Origin of the sequence: Draconibacterium sp. IB214405, assembly GCF_033963885.1 — a bacterium.
Taxonomy (GTDB): domain Bacteria; phylum Bacteroidota; class Bacteroidia; order Bacteroidales; family Prolixibacteraceae; genus Draconibacterium.
Window position 1 is genome coordinate 531,252 of record NZ_JAXBMA010000004.1, and the last position, 19,117, is coordinate 550,368.

22 protein-coding genes are annotated in these 19,117 nt (G+C 39.9%); 7 read left to right on the forward strand and 15 right to left on the reverse strand.

Annotated features, from left to right (window positions below; all coding sequences use genetic code 11):
• Positions 1-106: 106 nt before the first annotated feature.
• From SLH46_RS14680 to SLH46_RS14710, 7 genes are all read right to left on the reverse strand, one after another.
• A complete protein-coding gene (locus tag SLH46_RS14680) occupies positions 107-1,081 on the reverse strand; it encodes a helix-turn-helix transcriptional regulator (RefSeq protein WP_320281962.1) in 975 nt (324 codons plus the stop codon).
• A 176-nt stretch (positions 1,082-1,257) separates the two neighbouring features.
• The gene (locus SLH46_RS14685; RefSeq protein ID WP_320281963.1) at positions 1,258-3,588 is read right to left on the reverse strand and encodes an arylsulfatase; all 2,331 of its coding nucleotides are present in this window, start codon (positions 3,586-3,588) and stop codon (positions 1,258-1,260) included.
• A gap of 217 nt (positions 3,589-3,805) precedes the next feature.
• Positions 3,806-6,166, reverse strand: coding sequence for an arylsulfatase (locus SLH46_RS14690; RefSeq protein ID WP_320281964.1), 2,361 nt, complete (start codon positions 6,164-6,166; stop codon positions 3,806-3,808).
• 457 nt (positions 6,167-6,623) lie between these two features.
• Positions 6,624-7,703: an ACR3 family arsenite efflux transporter gene (gene arsB, locus SLH46_RS14695; RefSeq protein ID WP_320281965.1), complete on the reverse strand. Its 1,080-nt coding sequence runs from the start codon at positions 7,701-7,703 to the stop codon at positions 6,624-6,626.
• A 120-nt stretch (positions 7,704-7,823) separates the two neighbouring features.
• Complete coding sequence (locus SLH46_RS14700) at positions 7,824-8,249, reverse strand: arsenate reductase ArsC (RefSeq protein WP_320281966.1); 426 nt, start codon at positions 8,247-8,249, stop codon at positions 7,824-7,826.
• Positions 8,250-8,269: 20 nt separating this feature from the next.
• A complete protein-coding gene (locus tag SLH46_RS14705; protein ID WP_320281967.1) occupies positions 8,270-8,608 on the reverse strand; it encodes an ArsR/SmtB family transcription factor in 339 nt (112 codons plus the stop codon).
• Between the two features lie 265 nt (positions 8,609-8,873).
• Positions 8,874-9,806: a magnesium transporter CorA family protein gene (locus SLH46_RS14710; RefSeq protein WP_320281968.1), complete on the reverse strand. Its 933-nt coding sequence runs from the start codon at positions 9,804-9,806 to the stop codon at positions 8,874-8,876.
• A gap of 308 nt (positions 9,807-10,114) precedes the next feature.
• Between SLH46_RS14710 and SLH46_RS14715 the strand changes: the two genes are divergently transcribed.
• Both SLH46_RS14715 and SLH46_RS14720 read left to right on the forward strand, forming a co-directional pair.
• Positions 10,115-10,438 carry a hypothetical protein gene (locus SLH46_RS14715; RefSeq protein WP_320281969.1) on the forward strand — a complete coding sequence of 108 codons (324 nt, stop codon included), beginning with the start codon at positions 10,115-10,117 and terminating at the stop codon, positions 10,436-10,438.
• Positions 10,439-10,534: 96 nt separating this feature from the next.
• On the forward strand, positions 10,535-10,927 hold the full coding sequence (locus SLH46_RS14720) for a hypothetical protein (protein WP_320281970.1): 393 nt from the start codon (positions 10,535-10,537) through the stop codon (positions 10,925-10,927).
• A 97-nt stretch (positions 10,928-11,024) separates the two neighbouring features.
• On the opposite strand, the gene SLH46_RS14725 is transcribed toward SLH46_RS14720, so the two are convergent.
• From SLH46_RS14725 to SLH46_RS14755, 7 genes are all read right to left on the reverse strand, one after another.
• A complete protein-coding gene (locus SLH46_RS14725) occupies positions 11,025-11,798 on the reverse strand; it encodes a pyrroline-5-carboxylate reductase family protein (protein ID WP_320281971.1) in 774 nt (257 codons plus the stop codon).
• 32 nt (positions 11,799-11,830) lie between these two features.
• Positions 11,831-12,814: a permease gene (locus SLH46_RS14730; protein ID WP_320281972.1), complete on the reverse strand. Its 984-nt coding sequence runs from the start codon at positions 12,812-12,814 to the stop codon at positions 11,831-11,833.
• 146 nt (positions 12,815-12,960) lie between these two features.
• The gene (locus tag SLH46_RS14735; protein ID WP_320281973.1) at positions 12,961-13,185 is read right to left on the reverse strand and encodes a (2Fe-2S)-binding protein; all 225 of its coding nucleotides are present in this window, start codon (positions 13,183-13,185) and stop codon (positions 12,961-12,963) included.
• Positions 13,173-13,886 carry an aromatic aminobenezylarsenical efflux permease ArsG family transporter gene (locus SLH46_RS14740; protein WP_320281974.1) on the reverse strand — a complete coding sequence of 238 codons (714 nt, stop codon included), beginning with the start codon at positions 13,884-13,886 and terminating at the stop codon, positions 13,173-13,175. The genes SLH46_RS14735 and SLH46_RS14740 overlap by 13 nt, the downstream gene beginning before the upstream one ends.
• Before the next feature lie 6 nt (positions 13,887-13,892).
• Positions 13,893-14,330, reverse strand: coding sequence for a nitrophenyl compound nitroreductase subunit ArsF family protein (locus tag SLH46_RS14745; RefSeq protein ID WP_320281975.1), 438 nt, complete (start codon positions 14,328-14,330; stop codon positions 13,893-13,895).
• 57 nt (positions 14,331-14,387) lie between these two features.
• A complete protein-coding gene (locus SLH46_RS14750; RefSeq protein ID WP_320281976.1) occupies positions 14,388-14,618 on the reverse strand; it encodes a thioredoxin family protein in 231 nt (76 codons plus the stop codon).
• 56 nt (positions 14,619-14,674) lie between these two features.
• Complete coding sequence (locus SLH46_RS14755; RefSeq protein WP_320281977.1) at positions 14,675-14,974, reverse strand: ArsR/SmtB family transcription factor; 300 nt, start codon at positions 14,972-14,974, stop codon at positions 14,675-14,677.
• Positions 14,975-15,227: 253 nt separating this feature from the next.
• Between SLH46_RS14755 and SLH46_RS14760 the strand changes: the two genes are divergently transcribed.
• From SLH46_RS14760 to SLH46_RS14770, 3 genes are all read left to right on the forward strand, one after another.
• The gene (locus SLH46_RS14760; protein ID WP_320281978.1) at positions 15,228-15,713 is read left to right on the forward strand and encodes a glutathione peroxidase; all 486 of its coding nucleotides are present in this window, start codon (positions 15,228-15,230) and stop codon (positions 15,711-15,713) included.
• Between the two features lie 88 nt (positions 15,714-15,801).
• Positions 15,802-16,239, forward strand: coding sequence for a MarR family winged helix-turn-helix transcriptional regulator (locus SLH46_RS14765; RefSeq protein WP_320281979.1), 438 nt, complete (start codon positions 15,802-15,804; stop codon positions 16,237-16,239).
• A 104-nt stretch (positions 16,240-16,343) separates the two neighbouring features.
• A complete protein-coding gene (locus tag SLH46_RS14770) occupies positions 16,344-17,393 on the forward strand; it encodes an FAD:protein FMN transferase (protein ID WP_320281980.1) in 1,050 nt (349 codons plus the stop codon).
• Here the strand turns inward: SLH46_RS14770 and SLH46_RS14775 are convergent.
• Positions 17,350-17,598: a hypothetical protein gene (locus SLH46_RS14775; RefSeq protein WP_320281981.1), complete on the reverse strand. Its 249-nt coding sequence runs from the start codon at positions 17,596-17,598 to the stop codon at positions 17,350-17,352. The genes SLH46_RS14770 and SLH46_RS14775 overlap by 44 nt on opposite strands.
• Positions 17,599-17,759: 161 nt before the next feature.
• Here SLH46_RS14775 and SLH46_RS14780 point away from each other — a divergent pair, with 161 nt between their 5' ends.
• Positions 17,760-18,116 carry a hypothetical protein gene (locus SLH46_RS14780; protein WP_320281982.1) on the forward strand — a complete coding sequence of 119 codons (357 nt, stop codon included), beginning with the start codon at positions 17,760-17,762 and terminating at the stop codon, positions 18,114-18,116.
• 44 nt (positions 18,117-18,160) lie between these two features.
• Complete coding sequence (locus SLH46_RS14785) at positions 18,161-19,078, forward strand: hypothetical protein (RefSeq protein ID WP_320281983.1); 918 nt, start codon at positions 18,161-18,163, stop codon at positions 19,076-19,078.
• Positions 19,079-19,117: the final 39 nt, after the last annotated feature.

Consider the following 19,117-nt stretch of genomic DNA (forward strand, 5'->3'; position numbering starts at 1 on the left):
TTATTACACTACAAAGATGCAGCATAAGCGAACAGCTTTCTTATCCAAAAGAATCAAGTAGTTATGGAAAAGGGTTAAAGTGTTGGGATTAAGAAAAAAGTAAGGATTACCGAGCCCCCACCTGACCGGGAAGCACTTGAAATTGCTCTTTAAAAGCTTTGGAAAAATTGGGAATAGATGAATAACCCACATCGTAACCCACTTCGGTTACCGAAAGCCCCTGCATTAAAAGTTCCATGGCGTTTTCGAGCCGGATGTTTTTAATGAACTGGTAAATTGATGTATCATAAACAGCATGGAAAAGACGTTGCAATTTACTTTTACTCATTCCGGTTTGCGCCACTAAATCGGCAACCGTTGGCGGTTCCTGGTAACTATTTATTAGCTGAATTTTAACCTGCTCAATAGTGTGTAAATCATCAGGATGAACAGATAATTTCTTCGCCTGGTTTTGAACACGAAGATAGGTTCCGCCAGCGGCCTGAATGAAAAGTTCGATAGTTTTATTGTATAAATACGAAGCTCTAAATTCTTTGGTAATCTCTCCGGAAGGATGAAAAACCTGCCGTAAGTTATGTTTCATATCAACAGTTAACGGTACATGAAACATCGGATTTTTATATTCTTCGAACAGGTTCCGCACCAGTTCAGGAAATAACAGATACTTTTCGAGCCGTTTTATCCATTCCAGGTTAAACGTTAAATACACCATTTTGCATTCCGTATTTTTATGCCAAATGCTGTTTATCGTCGATTCGCTTGAGTTCAGCATAATTCCTTCACTCGCTTTTTTTATCGTACTGTTTACCCATTCGTGAGTATCCAGTTGATTTTCAAAAGTCTTAAAAGAAATAGTATAATTCCAGGGATTGGACGGGTCGGGAAAACGTTGAAAACGAAAATCCTGTAAGGTTTTAAAATGACCAATGTATAAACTGCAGTTCTCAGCAGGGTAACACTCAAAAGTGCCAGTTCCAATATCGGGCAATATACGATAGGTATTTTCACCCTCTAAAACTGCTATCCGATTTAAAATATCGTCAAATCTGTCAATTCTGTCACTGCTAACATTAAGAGCCATTTTCTACTTATTCTCTAAAAGTTTCAAGATTAGTAATGAAACAGAAAGATAGAGAAACCTTAACAAAAGAAAAAATTATTTAGCCTCTCACTTCATTAGAAAGATTATCTTTTCTAAAATGAAAGTCCCGAATATTACAGCTTCATGTAATACCCGGGACTTGCAGCTAAAGTTTTCTAAATCAAATCGAATGTTACATGCTTAATCGTATTCGGATACTTAAACGGGCCATGGTAATTTGGCGTCACCGGAGCTCCTAAATCCATTCCGATGTCCATAGTTTCAGTAGCCGAGAATCGGGCGGGTACAACTTTATCGACTTTCCCTTTTCCAACTTCTTGTCCATTCACAAATATCTGGGCAGTACCGCCACCGCCCCATTCTTCAGACTCCTGGGTGTAAACCATTTTTACTTCTAACTTACCTTCAGGCAAAGTAATATTCGATGAAATATCGTAATGGTTCATATGAAAAAAGTTATAAGAGTAGTGCAACCTGTTATCTTTTATATAGAATGTATACCCGGCTGCGCTACCACCGGTAGCAACAATCACTCCTTCATCACCTGGTTTATAATCCAATTCTGCTGTAATACTATGTGTTCTTGCATATATTTTTGGAGCTGATCCTTCGGGTACGCGAACAGTTCCCTGCATATAAGTAAACGAATTTTTGCCCTTTGTTAATGATGGTCTTTCAGGATTCGAGGCCCTTTCCACAAAGCGGTCATCCAATGGATAAACACTATATTTTTGGGCTTCTTCATCAAATAGCCTTTTCAATTCTTCCAGTTTTTCAGGGTATTGATCGGCCAGGTTATTCGCCTGCGAGAAATCTTCTTCGATATTGTACAACTCCCAAACATCGTTATCGAAACCAATAGATCCCTGAAGTTCCCATGGTACTCCATGAAATGATGCTGCCACCCAGCCTTCATTATAAATTGCACGATGACCTCCGGTTTCGAAGTATTGTGTTTTACGTGTGCTTTCTGCATCTTTATTATCGAATGAATAGGCCATACTAACGCCAGCCATATCCAACTGCTGAACACCATTAACCTCCTGAGGAACTTTAATATTTGCTATCTCATAAATAGTGGGCACAATATCAACCACATGGTGAAACTGAGTACGTATTTCGCTACTAGCTTTTATTCCTTCAGGCCACGAAACAACTAAACCGTTTCGGGTACCACCAAAGTGTGAAGGCACTCGTTTCATCCATTGAAAAGGAGCAGTTCCAGCCCAAGCCCATGGCACAGCAAAGTGATTTTCGTGGTTTTTTCCTCCAACTTCATCCATTAATTCCAACTGTCGTTCAATACTGTCAGGAAACCCGTTTTGGGTCATCATGTTGTTTAAAGTACCGGTCATGCTTCCTTCGGCACTGGCACCATTGTCACCTACAACATACATTACAATGGTATTCTCACCACCCGGTAGTGAGCGCGCTTCTTCTATCAGCTTTCCTATATAATAATCGGTATGCGCTAAAAAGGCGGCAAACACTTCCATTTGATTGGCATATACTTTTTTAGCGTCTTCCGTTTGGTCTTCCCATGCAGGAATACTTTCAGGGCGTGGAGTTAATTTTGTGTCAGCAGGAATAATTCCCATTTTTTTCTGACGCTCCAAAGTATACTCTCTCATCTTATCCCAACCGTCATCAAATTGTCCTTTAAACTTTGCGATCCATTCTTTGGGAGCATGTAAGGGTGCATGTGCTGCTCCGGGAGCAAAATACAGGAAATACGGTTTTTCATCATCTAACGATTTTTGATTACGAAGCCAGCTAATGGCATCTTCTGTTATATCCTCGGTTAAATGATATCCTTGCTCCGGAGTTTTACCTGGCTCAACCGGAATTGTATTTTTAAACAACTGAGGTTCCCATTGACTGGTTTCACCTCCCTGAAAACCATAAAAATACTCGAATCCCATTCCTGTTGGCCATCTGTCGAACGGGCCAATTGGGCTGGTTTCCCAGTCGGGTGTATTGTGCCACTTTCCCCATGCCCCGGTACTGTAACCGTTTTGTTTTAGTACCTCTGCAACACTGGCTGCATCTTTGCCCCAAATACTATGGTAGCCGGGATAACCAGTTGAAAGTTCTGAAATCGTTCCAAATCCCATTTGGTGATGATTTCTTCCGGTTAGCAGCGCCGCTCTAGTCGGGCTACAAATACCGGTGGTGTGAAACTGAGTATATGAAACACCTTCTTTTGCCAGTTTAGTTAACGCGGGTGTGGAGATTGGCCCTCCAAATGTTTCGGCTTGTCCAAAGCCCACATCATCCAATAGTATCAAGATCACATTTGGGGCATCCTCAGGTGCATGTAGTGGTTGCGGGTAATCTTCTTTTGAGTCTTCAAATGTCCTTCCAATTTCCCCTTTAAATTCGGGCAATCCTTTCGGAAGTTTTTCTCCTTCCGGTTTCTCTGTTGCACAGCCTACAAACAGCAACACTGCCAACAAAAAGCCTGTTAGTGTTTTTATTTTTTTCATTTTTTATATTTTATGCGATAAAAGAATTTAATTATATCCAAAAGGATAAGTGGATTCCGTGCTATCAGTGATTTTGATAAATCTCCTAATTACCATCCGAAAACCACTTCTCAATATTTTAATAATCCTTAATCAAGATTATTCATTACGTAGTTGATTGAACAGGCTGCCCATTTTACTTATTGGACAGCCTATTTTTTATCTATTGATTAATTCTCTATTCAATATCCACTTTAACGAAATTGATTTTTCCTGAGAAACGGTTATTGTACTCGCCGTAGTTTGGAGTAACGTTCGTTCCTTCGTCGAAGCCAACATCGGCACCTTCATCTAATGAGTAAAGGTTTGAGATGGTGTTTTCGATACGGCCTTCGGCAATCTTATTACCATCTACTAAAATAGTCATGGTACCACCTTTCCCAAGTCCTCCTCCATCGTATTCAAATTCGTAAACAAGGGTATGTTTGCCCGCGGATAATACTTTATTACTAATTATATCGTAATGTTCTACACCTCCCCAGTTATAACTGTATGCAGGTTTTCCATTCATCATATATAAACTGTAACCGCCAAAACGTCCACCTTGAGCAAGTATAACCCCGTCAGCGTTATTCCCGATTTCAATTTCGGTAGTGAAAGAAAGGCTGGTGTTTTTAACATTGATAAATGCGTTATCCAACATCCGGTACATACCGTCGTACACAGTAAGCGTTTTTCGACCTTCCATTAAATCAGGTCTCCCTGCCTCTTTTGCATTAAAACGCTCGATGGTGCGGTCGTCAAGTGGCAATACATTGTATTTCTCAGCTTCTTCCATGAACAAAGCTTCCATCTCTTTAACCTTTTCAGGATACTGATCAGCAAGATTTGTGCTTTGGCTAAAGTCTTCTTCTACATTAAACAATTCCCATACATCATCGGCTAGTGAACAGCGTGGATGCAATTCCCACGGAGCTTTGTGCACAACAGAAGCCATCCAGCCATCATGATAAATACCGCGGTTACCTGCTATTTCGAAATATTGGGTAGTGCGTAATTCCGGTGTTGAAGGATCTGTAAAAGTTTCAATAAGGCTTGTTCCTTCCATAGGTAATTGCTCTACTCCATTAACACTTACAGGCTGAGGTAAACCTACTGCATCGAGGATAGTGGGAACAATATCGATAGCGTGGCAGAATTGCTCACGAATAACTCCCGTTTCCTCAATATGACCCGGCCAATCAATAATCAATCCATTTCGGGTTCCACCAAAGTTACCGGCAATCTGTTTTGCCCATTTAAAAGGTGTACAACCGGCAATCGCCCAACCTGAAGCATAATGCGCATATGATTCATCTGTTCCAAATTTGTCGAGGTTCTCGCTTAAGAATTCAACTGACTCGGGTATTGCATTGAAATACACATTTTCGTTAAACAATCCTGTTGCCATTCCTTCAGCACTGGCACCATTATCTCCAAGTATGTAGATAAATATGGTATTTTCAGCAATTCCCATGTCTTCAATTGCATCGTAAAGTCGTCCAACCTGATCGTCGGTGTGTTCTCCAAATGCTGCAAATACTTCCATCTGACGGGCATAAACTTTCTTTTCTGTTTCTGTCAAATCATCCCAGTCTTTGATGTAGTCAGGTTTCTCTGCCAGTTTGGTACCTTCCGGGACTATACCCATTTCAATCTGACGAGCTAAAGTTTTTTCGCGCAATACATCCCAACCTTCGTCAAACTCACCTTTATACTTATCCATATATCTGTCGGGAACATGTATCGGGGCATGAACAGCACCCGGTGCAAAATATACAAAGAATGGTTTATCAGGAGTTAATGCTTTTTGACTTTTCATATACAGGATTGCTTTATCAGCCATATCTTCGGTTAAGTGATAATCGGGATCTTCCTCATCCATTTCCACTTTTGTTGTGTTATGGAAAAGAGCAGGGCGGAACTGGTTGGTTTCGCCACCCATAAAACCATAAAACTCTTCAAAACCTTTGTAATTCGGGTAACGGGTCTTAGGTCCCGAAACACTTACTTCCCATGGTCCGGTTTCGTGGTTTTTACCATATTGCGCTGTGTTGTAACCATTCAGTTTTAACACTTCAGCAATGGTAGCACAACTCTGTGGTGTCATTCCTGTGTAGCCCGGGAATGAAGTTGCCACATCGGCAATTGCGCCCATCCTGTTGGTATGATGATTACGTCCGCTCAATAAAGCGGCGCGAGTAGAAGAACACATAGCCGTTGTATGAAAACTATTGTATTGGAGTCCCTGCCTGGCCAGTTTATCTGCTGCCGGCATTCGAATCGGACCTCCAAAAGCACTACTTTGTCCGAATCCCATATCATCGAGTAATACAACAACTACGTTAGGGGCGTCTTCTGGAGCCTTCAGTGACCATGGCTCAGGAGGTGTAGCATCCCTGGCGTCGAGTTCGGTATATTTTGGAAGTTCAGGAGGAGTAATTGGCAGAACAGTTCTGTCAGGTTCACCTGAAGCGGCTTGCGTTTTACCAAGCTCATTTGAATTTTGCTGGCAAGCTGAAAATAACAGAATGCCTGCTAATAATGTTACTAGTTTCATAATACTTTGTTGTTAAAATTTATACTTATTTGTTTTGTGATTTGCTTTAGCATTTTTCACATTACAAAACTAGGTTGTACCATTCTCAATGATTTATCAATAAGATTCATACTCATATCCATTCGAGTTAGATCATCATTTTTTTGAAAGAATTGAAGATGAGCACTTCGTCTAACAGTCTAAAAAAAACTGAAGAGTGTAGGAATTCGGAAAACTAAAGACTGTTTTTTCATTTGTAGGCACCTAAAGAGTTAGTAATTTCCGAAAAAGATACAAACAAATGATTGTGTATCAAAATACGACACGCCTTAAATAAGCACAAATGTTTACAAACACGAATTATAAAGGGAGTGATGTTTGGGGCACCAGGATAAAGTACTCAGGTAAAAAAGTAAACCCCGTTACTTTAAAATGTAACGAGGTTTCTCAATTAATATTAATGTAATATTTTAAGCTTTTATAGCGTAGAAAAATATTTCTTCTTAAAACGCAGTGCCACATTAACCAAAGCAATCATAACCGGCACTTCAACCAGCGGACCAATAACCGCGGCGAAAGCTTCGCCGGAGTTCATTCCGAAAATTGCAATGGCAACTGCAATGGCCAACTCGAAATTGTTGCTGGCAGCCGTAAACGACAGCGTGGTACTTTGCTCGTAATTGGCACCAACTTTCTTGCTCATAAAAAACGAAAGCAGGAACATGATAACAAAATAGATCAGCAAAGGAATGGCAATGGCAACCACATCGAGCGGGATTTTCACAATGTATTCCCCTTTTAACGAAAACATTACTACGATGGTAAACAGCAGTGCGATAAGTGTAAGCGGACTAATTTTTGGAATAAATTTTCGCTCGTACCAGGTTTTACTTTTTACCCGAACCAAAACAAAACGGGTTAGAAAGCCGGCAGCAAAAGGTATTCCGAGGTAGATAAGTACACTCTCCGCAATTTGGGCAATGGTAATATTTTCAACTGCCGTATTTGTTGGCACACCAAACCATCCGGGAAGTACGGCAATAAAAAACCAGGCATAAACCGAAAAGAACAACACTTGAAAAATAGAGTTAAAAGCTACCAAACCGGCAGCATATTGCGTATCTCCTTTCGCGAGATCGTTCCAAACAATTACCATCGCAATACAACGTGCCAAACCAATCATGATGATTCCGTACATATACGGAAGGTTGGCGTTATCCTGTCCGGGAAAAAGTTTAAAGAATAAAATCCCCAGCGCAAACATCAGCACCGGGCCAATAATCCAGTTTTGAACCAGCGAGAGCGTTAAAACCTTGTAGTTTTTAAAAACGTCACCCAACTCTTCGTACCTGACTTTGGCAAGCGGCGGATACATCATCAGGATCAATCCAATGGCAATGGGTAGATTAGTCGTACTTTCTTCCGATGGTTTTAACGCTTCCCAGAAATCAGCAATTCCAGGGAAAAAGTATCCTCCCAAAACACCAACGGCCATGGCCAGAAAGATCCACAAGGTAAGGTAACGGTCGAGGAATTTTAAACGCTTTTTTGATGGCATATCATTTTTATTTGAGAATGACAGATGTAAATATCAAGCTAATAATTGGCAGTAAGCAAAATGGCAATAGGCAAAGTTTGTAGCGTTTGTCTATTGCCAACTGCAAATTGCCTCTTCCTTTTAAAGTTGCGGTTTAATATCGTCTTCGTAAAGCTTAAAAAATCCGGCTTTAATCTCGTCGCGCACACGCTGGAATTCGCTCCATACAAATTCAGGCGTTCCTTCTGCATGCGACGGATCGTCGTAGCCCATGTGCAAACGGTGTTTTACTTTACCAATAAATGCCGGGCAAACTTCGTTGGCACCGCCACAAACAGTAATTACATAATCCCATTCGTCGTTCAGATATTTCTGAACCGAATCTGATGTGTGACCACTAATATCCAGACCGATTTCGGCCATAGCTTTTACGGCCCCCGAGTTTAATTTTCCTGAGGCTTCCGTTCCAGCTGAAAACACTTCAATTCGTTCATCGAACGATTGTAAAAAACCATGTGCCATCTGGCTGCGGCAACTGTTACCTGTACAAAGAATTAATACTTTCATTTTATTTATCTAATTAAATTTTACGATGTTTTACATTCATAATCTCCGGCATCCAGGCCATTTAAGAATTGTTCGATTATCGCTTTCACTTCAGTAATCTTCTCCGGATTTAAACAATATTTTGTGCGAACACCTTCGATGTGTCCCTGTATCAAGCCGGCTTCCTTTAACTCTTTAATGTGCTGATTAACGGTGGTTCTGCCCAATGGTAACTCTTCCGACAGATCGCCGGTTATGCAACTGTTTGCTTCCGCCAAATACTGAAGTATCTTTAACCGCGCCGGATGCGCCAACACCTTAAAATAAGCTGCCTGCGTTTTTAGCTCCTCATCAAATAAATCTGTCTTTGATTGTACCATTTTTACAAACCTTTTTTAACGACGTAAATATACGTCAAATTTAATTACGACGTATATATACATCTAAAGAAATCATTAAATTAAGGTAAACTGAATCTTTTTAGTTTAACAGATTCATTTAAAAATTCAATCTGTTTTACCCTAAACCCAAAAGGGAAGCAAATTGATTTTTGGGTTTCACCCTTTAGGGTTGGGGTAAAAGTCCAAAAAATTGTATTAAAAAAGATAACCTGTTAAAGTAGAATTATGTACTAAGGTATTGGTTTTAGAACCATTCGCGTTTTCGGAAGATAAGAATACCAATTACCGCCAGAATAATTGAAATTCCGAGTATCAGAAAAAATGCCCAACGGTGTGTTTCCAGGTTGTTTGGAACATTCATTCCGTAAAAACTGGCAACAAGTGTCGGGATCATCAAAATAATGGAGATGGAAGCCAACTGTTTCATTACCACGTTCAGGTTATTCGAAATAACCGATGCAAAGGTATCCATCATTCCACTTTGAATATCGGAATAAATCTGCGCCATATCCAAGGCCTGTTTGTTTTCGATAATGGCATCTTCTAAAAGGTCTTCGTTTATCTCGCTTATCGAACGTCGGTTTGCATTCTTAAGTTTGGCTAAAACCAGCTCATTTGCTTTTATCGATGTAATAAAGAACACCAGGCATTTTTCCATTTTCAGCAAGCGGTTCAATTCCTTGTTCCGAATCGATTTTTCCAGATCCTGCTCAATAATGGCCGTTTGCTGGTTGATGTATTTCAGGTAACTCAAATAGGTATTTGCTGTACGTAAAAACAGTTTCAACGCAAAGTTCAGAACGTCTTTTACGGGACGATAATTATCGCGGTAAAGCGAAGGACTTTCGTAAGGAAGCACCTCGTTTTCTACCTGGCACAGCGTAATTGTAAAACTATCTGTCATAAAAATTCCAAGCGGAACCGTAAAAAACGGGACTCCGTTATCCTTGTCAGGCACAGGAATACGGATAATAATCAGCGACCACCCATCATCGTACTCAATCCTCGAGCGTTCGTCGGCATCAAGAATATCCCTGACAATATCTTTTGGCATTTTAAAGCCTTCAGTAAGTAATTCGAGTTCTTCGGCGTTGGGTTTTGTTACATTAATCCAGCAACCTTTTTCCGGCTGATCGATTTCAATATAACCGCCAAAGGTTTTGAAAATTTTCAACATGGTGTTACCTCCTTTTCTTTAGTTACCAACAGGAGGCAAAAAGGCCCCTTATTGGTAAGAGTTTAACTTCAGTTTTCGATGATACGGGCCTTCGTCCATATTTAAATTTTTTGTGATTTCGCTTGCAAAGGTAACCTTTAACACACAAAACACTGTTTTTGATCAAAGAAATATGTTAATGAACTCTTAATGATCAGCTAGGAACTGCTATTAACAACTCGATAAGAAACGTTAACGCTAATTAACTTTTATTCTGTTCAATTCAATCGGCAAAGCGCTACCTTTAGGTATCGAATAAAGAGAGAAAAATGAGATGGATTTTTTACATCGTATGCTTTTTGCTTCTCGGAATAAATTCCGCGAGTGAGGCTACCATTTCATCTCAACAAACTACCAACACCACAGTTGCAGCACAACCAATAGAATTTTATTATTCCACTTCACCTGTTGTTTTTATTTCTGAAGACCTGGATTCAGATGGTTTTACTTTAGGTTCCGGCTTGTTGGTATCAGACACTTTGGCCTCTTCTTTTTCTGAATACGAGAACTGCACGGTTCAATTTAAACCGGCAACTTACTCCTATCTTTTATCCGTTTGGTTGATTGACCTTCCCCCGCCCTCTTTAGTGTGATCCATATATAAGTAATAGGTACGAACCTATTCTTTTTTAGCAGGTTATGCGCTTTCCGTTCAAGGAAAAAATTATTCACACTAAAAAAACACAATAATGAGAACAATACAATATTTCAACGAATACCCTCAAAATCAAGCAATTCATCTTGAAAAAGTAAACGACAGTTCAAACCAGGTAGAAATTGCCGATATAACATATAATCAGGACAGCAACCTGGAGCTTGTACTTCAGTCTCCACTGTTTATTCGCACCCCGCGAAACATTAAAATTGCAGGCGACCGGCTGACATTAACGCTTGAAGAGTTTGTTCGGGCCGAATACCCCGACCGGGCTCCGGAGTTTGCGTGGGCCAGCTTTTTTTATCATACCTATGTACGGTTTCATCACATCTCGTTTTTATTGCCGGGAGATGATTTTTACATGATAAAATCGGCAGTAATTCCACAAGACCTTTACCTGAAGATTGTTTTAGGAATGGCAGATTAGTAAGAGTTTTTTGTTTTTGTAACCATAATGAGTTCATAGAAAGAGGGCAAGTCACAACGACTACCCTCTTTCGCTTTTCTCCTATTTTAGTTCTTTTTTAGGCTTTAATCTTTTCGTACAAGCCTAATAATTTTGTCTGGTAAATTTCTTTGATTTGTTCTTCCGCTTCACCAATAGGTTTTACAGGAACCAGATCTTTCACCTCATCTGCCGACATACCGGATTTAAAGAAAATGGATAGCGATTTTTTTAAGGTAGCTTCCACAGCTTTCTGCGCTTCTTTTTCTTCCAAACCGGTAGCTTCTGCAACTTTTAGCATCTCTTCCCACTGGAACCAGAAATAGGTAGGTAACATGGCAGAAACTATCGCGTATCCTTCGAGTTTATTTTCTTCCACCTCGAAGTTTTTGCCCAAAGCTTTTACCAGTTTCATAAAGCTCTTTTTGGCTTTTTTCTCGGTTTCAGAGTGAAATGCTACGGGATTGTATCCTTTGTTGATAAAGGATGTTGCATTCGGAATCATCCTTACAACTTTTGACGTTCCCAAAGCACCGGTAATTTTTTCGATCGTTACTTTTGGAGCCAGGGAAAGCACCTGTGTTTCTTCCGTAACAACGTCTTTTATAGCTGCCAACGTTTCGGCCATTACCGGCGGATGAACAGCCAAAACAACCAATTGTTGTTGGGCGGCTTCATGTGCCGATTCGGCTAATTCAATCCCAGGAAATAAATCGTTTAGTGCGCTCAGCGTTTCGCTGTTTGGGTCGAATACTTTAACGTTTTCAAAACCAACTTTTTTGTTTTGAAATGCCTGCAGAAAGATCTTTGTGATCCGTCCGCCACCAATAAATCCAATGGTTTTTGTTTTCATTTTTATGGTTATTTATCGTTAGTTGAAACTTGTTACATCACATAGTTAAAAATGAAACCCACAATTACAATTCCGGTGGCAACAATACCCACAAACGCCGCAATTAGTTGCCACTTTAATACCTTTTTCAGAATGATTATTTCAGGGAGCGACAAGGCAATAACCGACATCATAAATGCCAGGGCAGTACCCAGCGACACTCCTTTATCGATTAATACACTTACTATTGGGATAATTCCGGCTGCATTAGAATACATCGGAACTCCCATTAAAATGGCCAGCGGAACACCGTACCAGTTTTCTTTTCCAAGAAGCGAACCGAGGAAATCTTCAGGAACATAACCGTGTGCTCCTGCCCCAACAGCAATACCAATAATAATGTAAATCCATATTTTGCCAACAATTTCGCGTACCGAATCAAATCCTTTTTGAATACGATCGCTAAACGAAAGTTTTTCTTCTTCTATTCCCCCGGCACCTGCTTTTACGCTGTAAACCCACTCGGCCACATATTTTTCCATTTTTAGTTTCCCGATCAGCCAACCCGAAAGAATAGCGATCGTTAATCCGGTAGCCACATAAATAAGTGCCACTTTCCAGCCAAACAGACCTACCAGTAAAACAAGTGCTACCTCGTTTACCATAGGCGCTGCAATTAAAAACGAGAAAGTTACTCCGATGGGAATTCCGGCTTCAACAAATCCCAGAAACAGAGGAATTGCCGAACACGAGCAAAAAGGAGTTACGATACCTAACAAGGCCGACATTATATTTCCGGTAAACAAGGATTTTCCTTGAAGCATTTTCCTTGTCTTCTCTGTAGAAAAATAGCTGCGAATAATGCCCACACCAAAAATAATCAGCACCAGTAGTAGCATTACTTTTGGCACTTCATAAATAAAAAAGCGCAGTGTTTCGGTTAAATGTTTTCCGGCGGTCATCCCAACTACATCGTCGATAATTAAATCGGCAATATTTTGCAGGTTCATGTACAACAACAGCCAAACTGGTAACATAAAAAGGGGTAATAACCAACCGTTTGTTTTTCTATTCAAATAAATCACTTTCTCTCTCATCACTTCTCCATTCGTATTTTTACGAACTATTTCTTTAAAATTTTTTATCTCAATAATCGCTGCACAATCCTACTCAGCAATCAACTTTATCCACAACAGCAACACTTTGGCTTATCCGATTTCTGCTCTCCCAATATCGTGCGAATAGCATCAGCACAACATTTTCCTGAAGGATTTAGTGTCTTACAATCCGAACCGGTACATGCGCCGGTTGTTTCTTTTATATCCTGCAAACTTTTAGCGCCTTTATCCATTGCCGACCGAATTTCGGCTTCGCTAATATTTTTACAATAACAGATTATCTTATCCATGGCAAAACAAATAGTACAAGAATATAATAAACACCAACTCCGATAAACAGCACGGCAATTACTCGGCGAAACCAAATCTCAAAGGTTTTCATTTTGTTGTACAGGTTACCAATCGAACCAATGCTAAAGGCGATTAACCAGGCAAAAATGATAACCGGTATTCCTGTGGCCAGTGCAAAAACAATTGGCAGGTATAATCCGCTGGCACTGCCTATGGTCATCGGAATCAGAATTCCAAAATACAGTACTCCGCTGTACGGACAGAAGGCCAGTGCAAAAACAATCCCCAGCAACAAGACACCCCAAAATCCGCTTTTCGAACGGTTTTGCATTTTTTCGGTTAGCGAACCAACTCCCGGAATGGAGAGTTTCAAAACACCCAACATAAAAAGTCCGATTATAATAAGTAGCGGACCTAATATTTTTTCGCCCCAGGTTTGAAAAAAAGAAGAGAACTCGAACTGACTCGCACCAAAAAAGAACAACAAACCTATCGCGGTATAAGAAAAGGCACGTCCTAAGGTATAAACCAGACCGTTAAAAAAGACTTTTCTCTGGCTGGTAATATCTTTACTGATGTAGCCAATTGCAGTAATATTGGTTGCCAGCGGGCAAGGGCTTATGGCGGTCATAAGCCCCAGCATAAATGCCGACAAAATCGGAATTTCTGAGTTCTCAAAAATTGTTTGTAATACCTCCATATCGGATTAGAGCATCGCGTCGATTTCAGACTTCAGTCTCTTTTCAAATTTTTCGGGTTTGGTGCGCGCATTCATAAATGCAGAACTGGTAAGGTCAACCATCTCGTCGCCTTTTACCAGCAACAACGTTTGTCCGCTAACCTTATACTTCTTCACCAAAGGATTGTCTTTGTCCTCTTCACGGTTGATCGACTCGAAAGTTACTTTCCCTTTGTAGTTCTCTTCAATCGTTTCTTTAGCTACTTTCTCAACTGCCTGACAAGTTACACAACGGCTGGTTGCATGAAAATAGTAGGCTTTTACCTCGCTTGATTGCGGAACTACCGCACAACCATCACACGACGCAGCAGGACCGCTTTTGGCTGCACCTGAACAACATTGTGCATTGGCTGAAATGGCTCCAACAAAGAGCATAATACTTAAAAGGCTAATTAATTTCTTCATAATATTGCTGTTAAAGGTTGATGTTTATTTTACTAAATCGGTTTTTGCGGTTAGTAGCTACGACAACAATTCTTTTAATTCTTTGTCTCCCGGAAGTCGTCCGCTCATAACCACTTTTCCGTCAACTACCAGTGCAGGTGTATTCATTACACCAAATTGCATGATCTTATAAATGTCTTCCACTTTTTCAATCGATGCTTCAACGCCCAATTCGCTCACTGCATTTTTTGTCCGCTCTTCCAGCTTTTTGCATTTTGCGCAGCCGGTTCCTAATACTTTTATATCCATATTTCTTTGGTTTTTTTATTTATTGTCCGCTCATACACGAACGATTTGTATTCTCTTTAGTCCAGATTCAGAAAACCTTTAAATAACTCCTGCGCTTCTTCCCAGTTTTCTTTGTTCACACAGTATTTAATTCGGGGGGCTTCAATTTCTCCCTGAATCAATCCCGCGTCTTTTAATTCTTTTAAATGTTGTGATAACGTTGACTTTGCAATTGGCAGCTCATCGCTTAAATCGCCACTGTAACAACAACTTTGTTTGCCCAGTAATTGTAATACATAAACACGCACCGGGTGTCCGAGCGCTTTTGCATACCGCGCAATTTTTTGTTGCTGATCTGAAATTATTTGTACTTCCATCTATTATTCTCCATCTCTTTTTTCACCTGTTAACCTATCTTTTTTGCGATTCCCCCTTCAGGGGGATAATCTGAGGTACGAAGATAGGGGGTGCATTGTTCGTTGTTCGCAAAAATACGAACTGTTTTCCGTAATGTAAACTTATCATCACCATTTTTTAATTTTTATTTTATATCGCTTGCGACATAATAGATTGTTCTTACATTTGTATCGCGAACGACATAATTAAGAAAACAAATAAAAGACAATTAAAATGGAAAACAATTTTTATCAATTCACAGCAACAAGTTTACAAGGTAAAGAAGTTGCCATGAACTGCTACAAAGGAAAAACAGTGTTAGTGGTAAACACGGCAAGCAAATGTGGATTAACTCCACAGTTTGAAGGTCTGGAAAAACTGTACAAAGACTACAAAGACAAAGGATTGGTGATTCTGGGATTTCCGTGCAACCAGTTTGCCAACCAGGAACCCGGCGACGAAAAGTCAATTTCTGAAGGTTGTTTGTTAAACTATGGTGTTACTTTCCCAATGTTCTCGAAAATCGATGTAAACGGTGATGAAGCCCACCCCATTTATAAATACCTGAAAAAAGAACTGCGCGGAACTTTGGGAAGTAAGATCAAATGGAATTTCACCAAATTTCTGATTGATGCAGATGGTAATCCGGTGAAACGATTTGCACCAACCACCAAGCCTGAAAAACTGGAAAGTGATATCGCAAAACTTCTGCAAAATTAAATCAGAATAGTAAGCACTGAAAATGAAGTTGCTGTTGAAATGCATAACAGCGACTTCATTTTTTATCTTTACAAGAAAATTTGACGACATGGAATTCGAACAGCTAAAACTCAGTAATCAGCTTTGTTTCCCCATCTATGCGGCCTCGCGTTTAATAACACGCACTTATCAGCCAATGCTCGACGAACTGGGAATTACCTATCCGCAATACCTGGTTTTAATGGTACTTTGGGAGCACGATTCCATGCCGGTAAACACCATTGCCAAAAAACTGATCCTGAACACCAACACCATTACTCCGCTTTTGAAAAGAATGGAAGTGCAGGGAATTGTAAAACGTACCCGATCGGAAGAGGACGAACGAAAAGTAACGGTTACCCTAACAGAAAAAGGCAACCAGTTACGTACTCAGGCTGCTGAAATACCGGAAAAACTGGTTGCAGAGTTCGATACCGACAAAATACCTGTTGAAGACCTGATCGACTTGCGGGATAAACTAAACCGCCTGATTGATTCAATGATTTAATCTCGATCCGAAATTTCATTGAAACTCCTTTAGCATTTCCGCCCCGGAACTCGCTGCTTGCTTATAAATTTTCTAATTTTGCACGAAATTCAAGCAGCAGTACTATGAACAAGCGTCTACTTATTCTTATTGGTCTGATTTTAATTTTTCAGGCTTGTAATCGCGACGGGGCAAAATACATTGCCAACAACGGAACAATTTATGGCACTTATTACAGCATAAAATATGAAATCCCGGACGGAGTCGATCTGCAACCTGACATTGAAAAAGAACTGCACCGCCTGTCGCGTATATTTTCGCATTACGACAAAGAGGCGACTATTACGAAAGTAAATAGTAACACGCCTGTTGAACTCGAATCCGAATTTGTAACATGCTTCTTAAAAGCTGAGGAAATTTCAAAAATTACAAATGGCGCATTTGATATTACCGCCGGTCCGCTGATTAGCGCTTGGGGATTTGGACCTGAAGACCGTGAAAAGATGACGGCAGAAAAGGTTGATTCACTAAAAGAATTTTGTGGATATGAAAAGATACGTCTCGAAAACGGACAGATCTTAAAAGAAAATCCGCACATGACCATAAATATGAGTGCCATTGCCAAAGGTTACACTTGCGACTTGATCGGTGAATTTCTGCAAAAGAAAGGCTGCCTGAATTATATGGTGGATATTGGTGGCGAGGTTGTTGCCAAAGGAGTGAACGATAAAGACAAAATCTGGACAATCGGAATCCGTGAACCAATAGAAAATCCTTTTGAGAATGAATTAAGTGCTGCTTTAATGCTCAATAACCGAGCAATGGCAACTTCAGGGAATTACCTGAACTTTTACGAAGAAGACGGTAAAAAATATGCGCACACCATCGACCCGATTTCAGGTTACCCGGTTCAACACAGTTTGTTAAGTGCTTCGGTTGTTGCCAACGATTGTATGACGGCTGATGCTTTTGCCACTGCTTTTATGGTGCTTGGTAAAGATGTAGGTATTGAAATTGCACGCCAGGTACCGGGAATGGAAATCTATTTTATTTATGCCGACGAAAGTGGTGAAAACCAGGTTTATATGTCGGAAGGGTTTGGCGAAATGCTCAGGAAACAAAAAAAGCCGGTTACTTACCGGCTTCTGTATCTGTTGCTAAATTCAATTTTTTGAATTGCAGTTCTTTTCGGGCTTCACGCTGTGCCAATTTATCTTGCGTTGTAGCACAGTGAACACCATTTTTCTTTAAATGTGCGTTTCCTCCAACATGTGTATTCGGGAATTTTCCTCCTTTAAGAAAAACAATCCTCATCGCCATTCCCAACATACCAATGCCTAACAAGGCAACTGCTAATAACACTACTTTTAAAATTTCCATATTCTAAACCTTTCAAACTTTGCGTTGCAAAATTAAAGTTTTCTAATTAACTAACCCTATCTAAATAACTAATTTAACGGCAAATTGTTGCCATTCATCTAAAAGTTTCGCCGCTTCACGCGTCAATTTTGTACATTCATAAAAACAAAAAACAACAAGTCATGGAAAAACACATCAATGTAGTTGCTACACTACAAATTATCTACAGCATCTTAGGTCTTTTTCTTGCAGGAACCATCTTTGTTCTCTTTCATATTATTGGAAATTTTGCTGATGATCACGATGCACAATTTGTACTTTCAATCATCGCCAACGTAATCATGATTATTGCGTTTATTGTAAGCCTCCCCGGAATACTAGCAGGAATTGGTTTATTAAAACGCAAAGAATGGGCACGAATTCTCACACTGGTCATTTCTGTACTCAACCTGTTTAGTTTCCCAATCGGAACCGGTATCGGTGTTTACTCAATTTGGGCACTCGTACAACCCGAAAATGTAGAAGCTTTTAAAAATTAACCTGGGAAAATCTTTTCCTATTTTTACAAAAATATATTTTCAACATGAACCTCATTCAACTTAAAGAACGTGCGGAAGAAAAAAACCGCATTGACAAACTTTTAAATCGTACTCAAGAAGAACTTACCCAAGAAGAAGCAAAATTAATTCAACTCAAAAAAGAATTACATAAGGAGTTCGAAGATGTAAAACGACTGGAAGAAGGTGGTTTGACCAACCTTTTTCACGAGCTGCTCGGAACCAGGGAAAAGAAGCTCGATAAAGAACGGCAGGAATACCTGGCAGCCAAACTTAAATATGAGAATTGCCAGAAACAAATCGAAAATCTGAAACAAGAAGTTGAACGCCTGAATCGCGAATTACAACAATGCGGAAATCCTGAAAATGATTATAAAGCGCTTTTGTCAGCAAAAGAGCAGCAACTGAAAGTCGCAAACGACGATACGCTAAAGAAATATGAAAATGAGCTTGGCTACTTTTTTTCACAAAAGGAAGAAGTGAACGAGGCCATAAATGCCGGTAAGATGGCCATTAAAGGATTAAAATTGGCATTAGCATCTTTGCGAAAAGCTCAAAACTGGGGAACCTTCGACATGGTGGGAGGAGGATTAATAGCTACCGCCGTAAAACATTCGAAAATGGACGAAGCAAAAGCCCTGATTCACGATGTGCAGTATTGGTTGCGTAAATTTAACCGCGAACTTAACGACGTTCAGGTTAATGAAGTAAGTACCATGGATTTGCAATTGGATGGCTTGACAACTTTTGCCGATTACTTTTTCGATAACCTGATTATGGACTGGGTGGTGCAAAGTAAAATTAACCGCTCGTATGATGGATGTCTTGATGTATTAAACCAGGTTTCCCTAATTGTTAAACAACTTGAGTCTGCAGATTCTACTTTGACCAACAAATATCAAGCAACCAAAAAAGAACTGACCGACTATTTGGTACAGGCGTAAACGATCAAATTTATTACTTTTACCTTCGCTGAAAGTAAA

Excerpts from the sequence above, each read along its gene's own strand:
- SLH46_RS14735 (WP_320281973.1), bottom strand. The coding sequence starts at position 13,185 with ATGGATAAGATAATCTGTTATTGTAAAAATATTAGCGAAGCCGAAATT.
- SLH46_RS14770 (WP_320281980.1), top strand. The coding sequence starts at position 16,344 with ATGAACAAGCGTCTACTTATTCTTATTGGTCTGATTTTAATTTTTCAG.
- SLH46_RS14725 (WP_320281971.1), bottom strand. The coding sequence starts at position 11,798 with ATGAAAACAAAAACCATTGGATTTATTGGTGGCGGACGGATCACAAAG.
- SLH46_RS14685 (WP_320281963.1), bottom strand. The coding sequence starts at position 3,588 with ATGAAAAAAATAAAAACACTAACAGGCTTTTTGTTGGCAGTGTTGCTG.
- SLH46_RS14750 (WP_320281976.1), bottom strand. The coding sequence starts at position 14,618 with ATGGATATAAAAGTATTAGGAACCGGCTGCGCAAAATGCAAAAAGCTG.
- SLH46_RS14745 (WP_320281975.1), bottom strand. The coding sequence starts at position 14,330 with ATGAAGAAATTAATTAGCCTTTTAAGTATTATGCTCTTTGTTGGAGCC.
- SLH46_RS14705 (WP_320281967.1), bottom strand. The coding sequence starts at position 8,608 with ATGGTACAATCAAAGACAGATTTATTTGATGAGGAGCTAAAAACGCAG.
- SLH46_RS14710 (WP_320281968.1), bottom strand. The coding sequence starts at position 9,806 with ATGTTGAAAATTTTCAAAACCTTTGGCGGTTATATTGAAATCGATCAG.
- SLH46_RS14715 (WP_320281969.1), top strand. The coding sequence starts at position 10,115 with ATGAGATGGATTTTTTACATCGTATGCTTTTTGCTTCTCGGAATAAAT.
- SLH46_RS14760 (WP_320281978.1), top strand. The coding sequence starts at position 15,228 with ATGGAAAACAATTTTTATCAATTCACAGCAACAAGTTTACAAGGTAAA.
- SLH46_RS14690 (WP_320281964.1), bottom strand. The coding sequence starts at position 6,166 with ATGAAACTAGTAACATTATTAGCAGGCATTCTGTTATTTTCAGCTTGC.
- SLH46_RS14785 (WP_320281983.1), top strand. The coding sequence starts at position 18,161 with ATGAACCTCATTCAACTTAAAGAACGTGCGGAAGAAAAAAACCGCATT.
- SLH46_RS14720 (WP_320281970.1), top strand. The coding sequence starts at position 10,535 with ATGAGAACAATACAATATTTCAACGAATACCCTCAAAATCAAGCAATT.
- SLH46_RS14700 (WP_320281966.1), bottom strand. The coding sequence starts at position 8,249 with ATGAAAGTATTAATTCTTTGTACAGGTAACAGTTGCCGCAGCCAGATG.
- SLH46_RS14780 (WP_320281982.1), top strand. The coding sequence starts at position 17,760 with ATGGAAAAACACATCAATGTAGTTGCTACACTACAAATTATCTACAGC.
- SLH46_RS14755 (WP_320281977.1), bottom strand. The coding sequence starts at position 14,974 with ATGGAAGTACAAATAATTTCAGATCAGCAACAAAAAATTGCGCGGTAT.
- SLH46_RS14730 (WP_320281972.1), bottom strand. The coding sequence starts at position 12,814 with ATGTTACCAGTTTGGCTGTTGTTGTACATGAACCTGCAAAATATTGCC.
- SLH46_RS14680 (WP_320281962.1), bottom strand. The coding sequence starts at position 1,081 with ATGGCTCTTAATGTTAGCAGTGACAGAATTGACAGATTTGACGATATT.
- arsB (WP_320281965.1), bottom strand. The coding sequence starts at position 7,703 with ATGCCATCAAAAAAGCGTTTAAAATTCCTCGACCGTTACCTTACCTTG.
- SLH46_RS14775 (WP_320281981.1), bottom strand. The coding sequence starts at position 17,598 with ATGGAAATTTTAAAAGTAGTGTTATTAGCAGTTGCCTTGTTAGGCATT.
- SLH46_RS14740 (WP_320281974.1), bottom strand. The coding sequence starts at position 13,886 with ATGGAGGTATTACAAACAATTTTTGAGAACTCAGAAATTCCGATTTTG.
- SLH46_RS14765 (WP_320281979.1), top strand. The coding sequence starts at position 15,802 with ATGGAATTCGAACAGCTAAAACTCAGTAATCAGCTTTGTTTCCCCATC.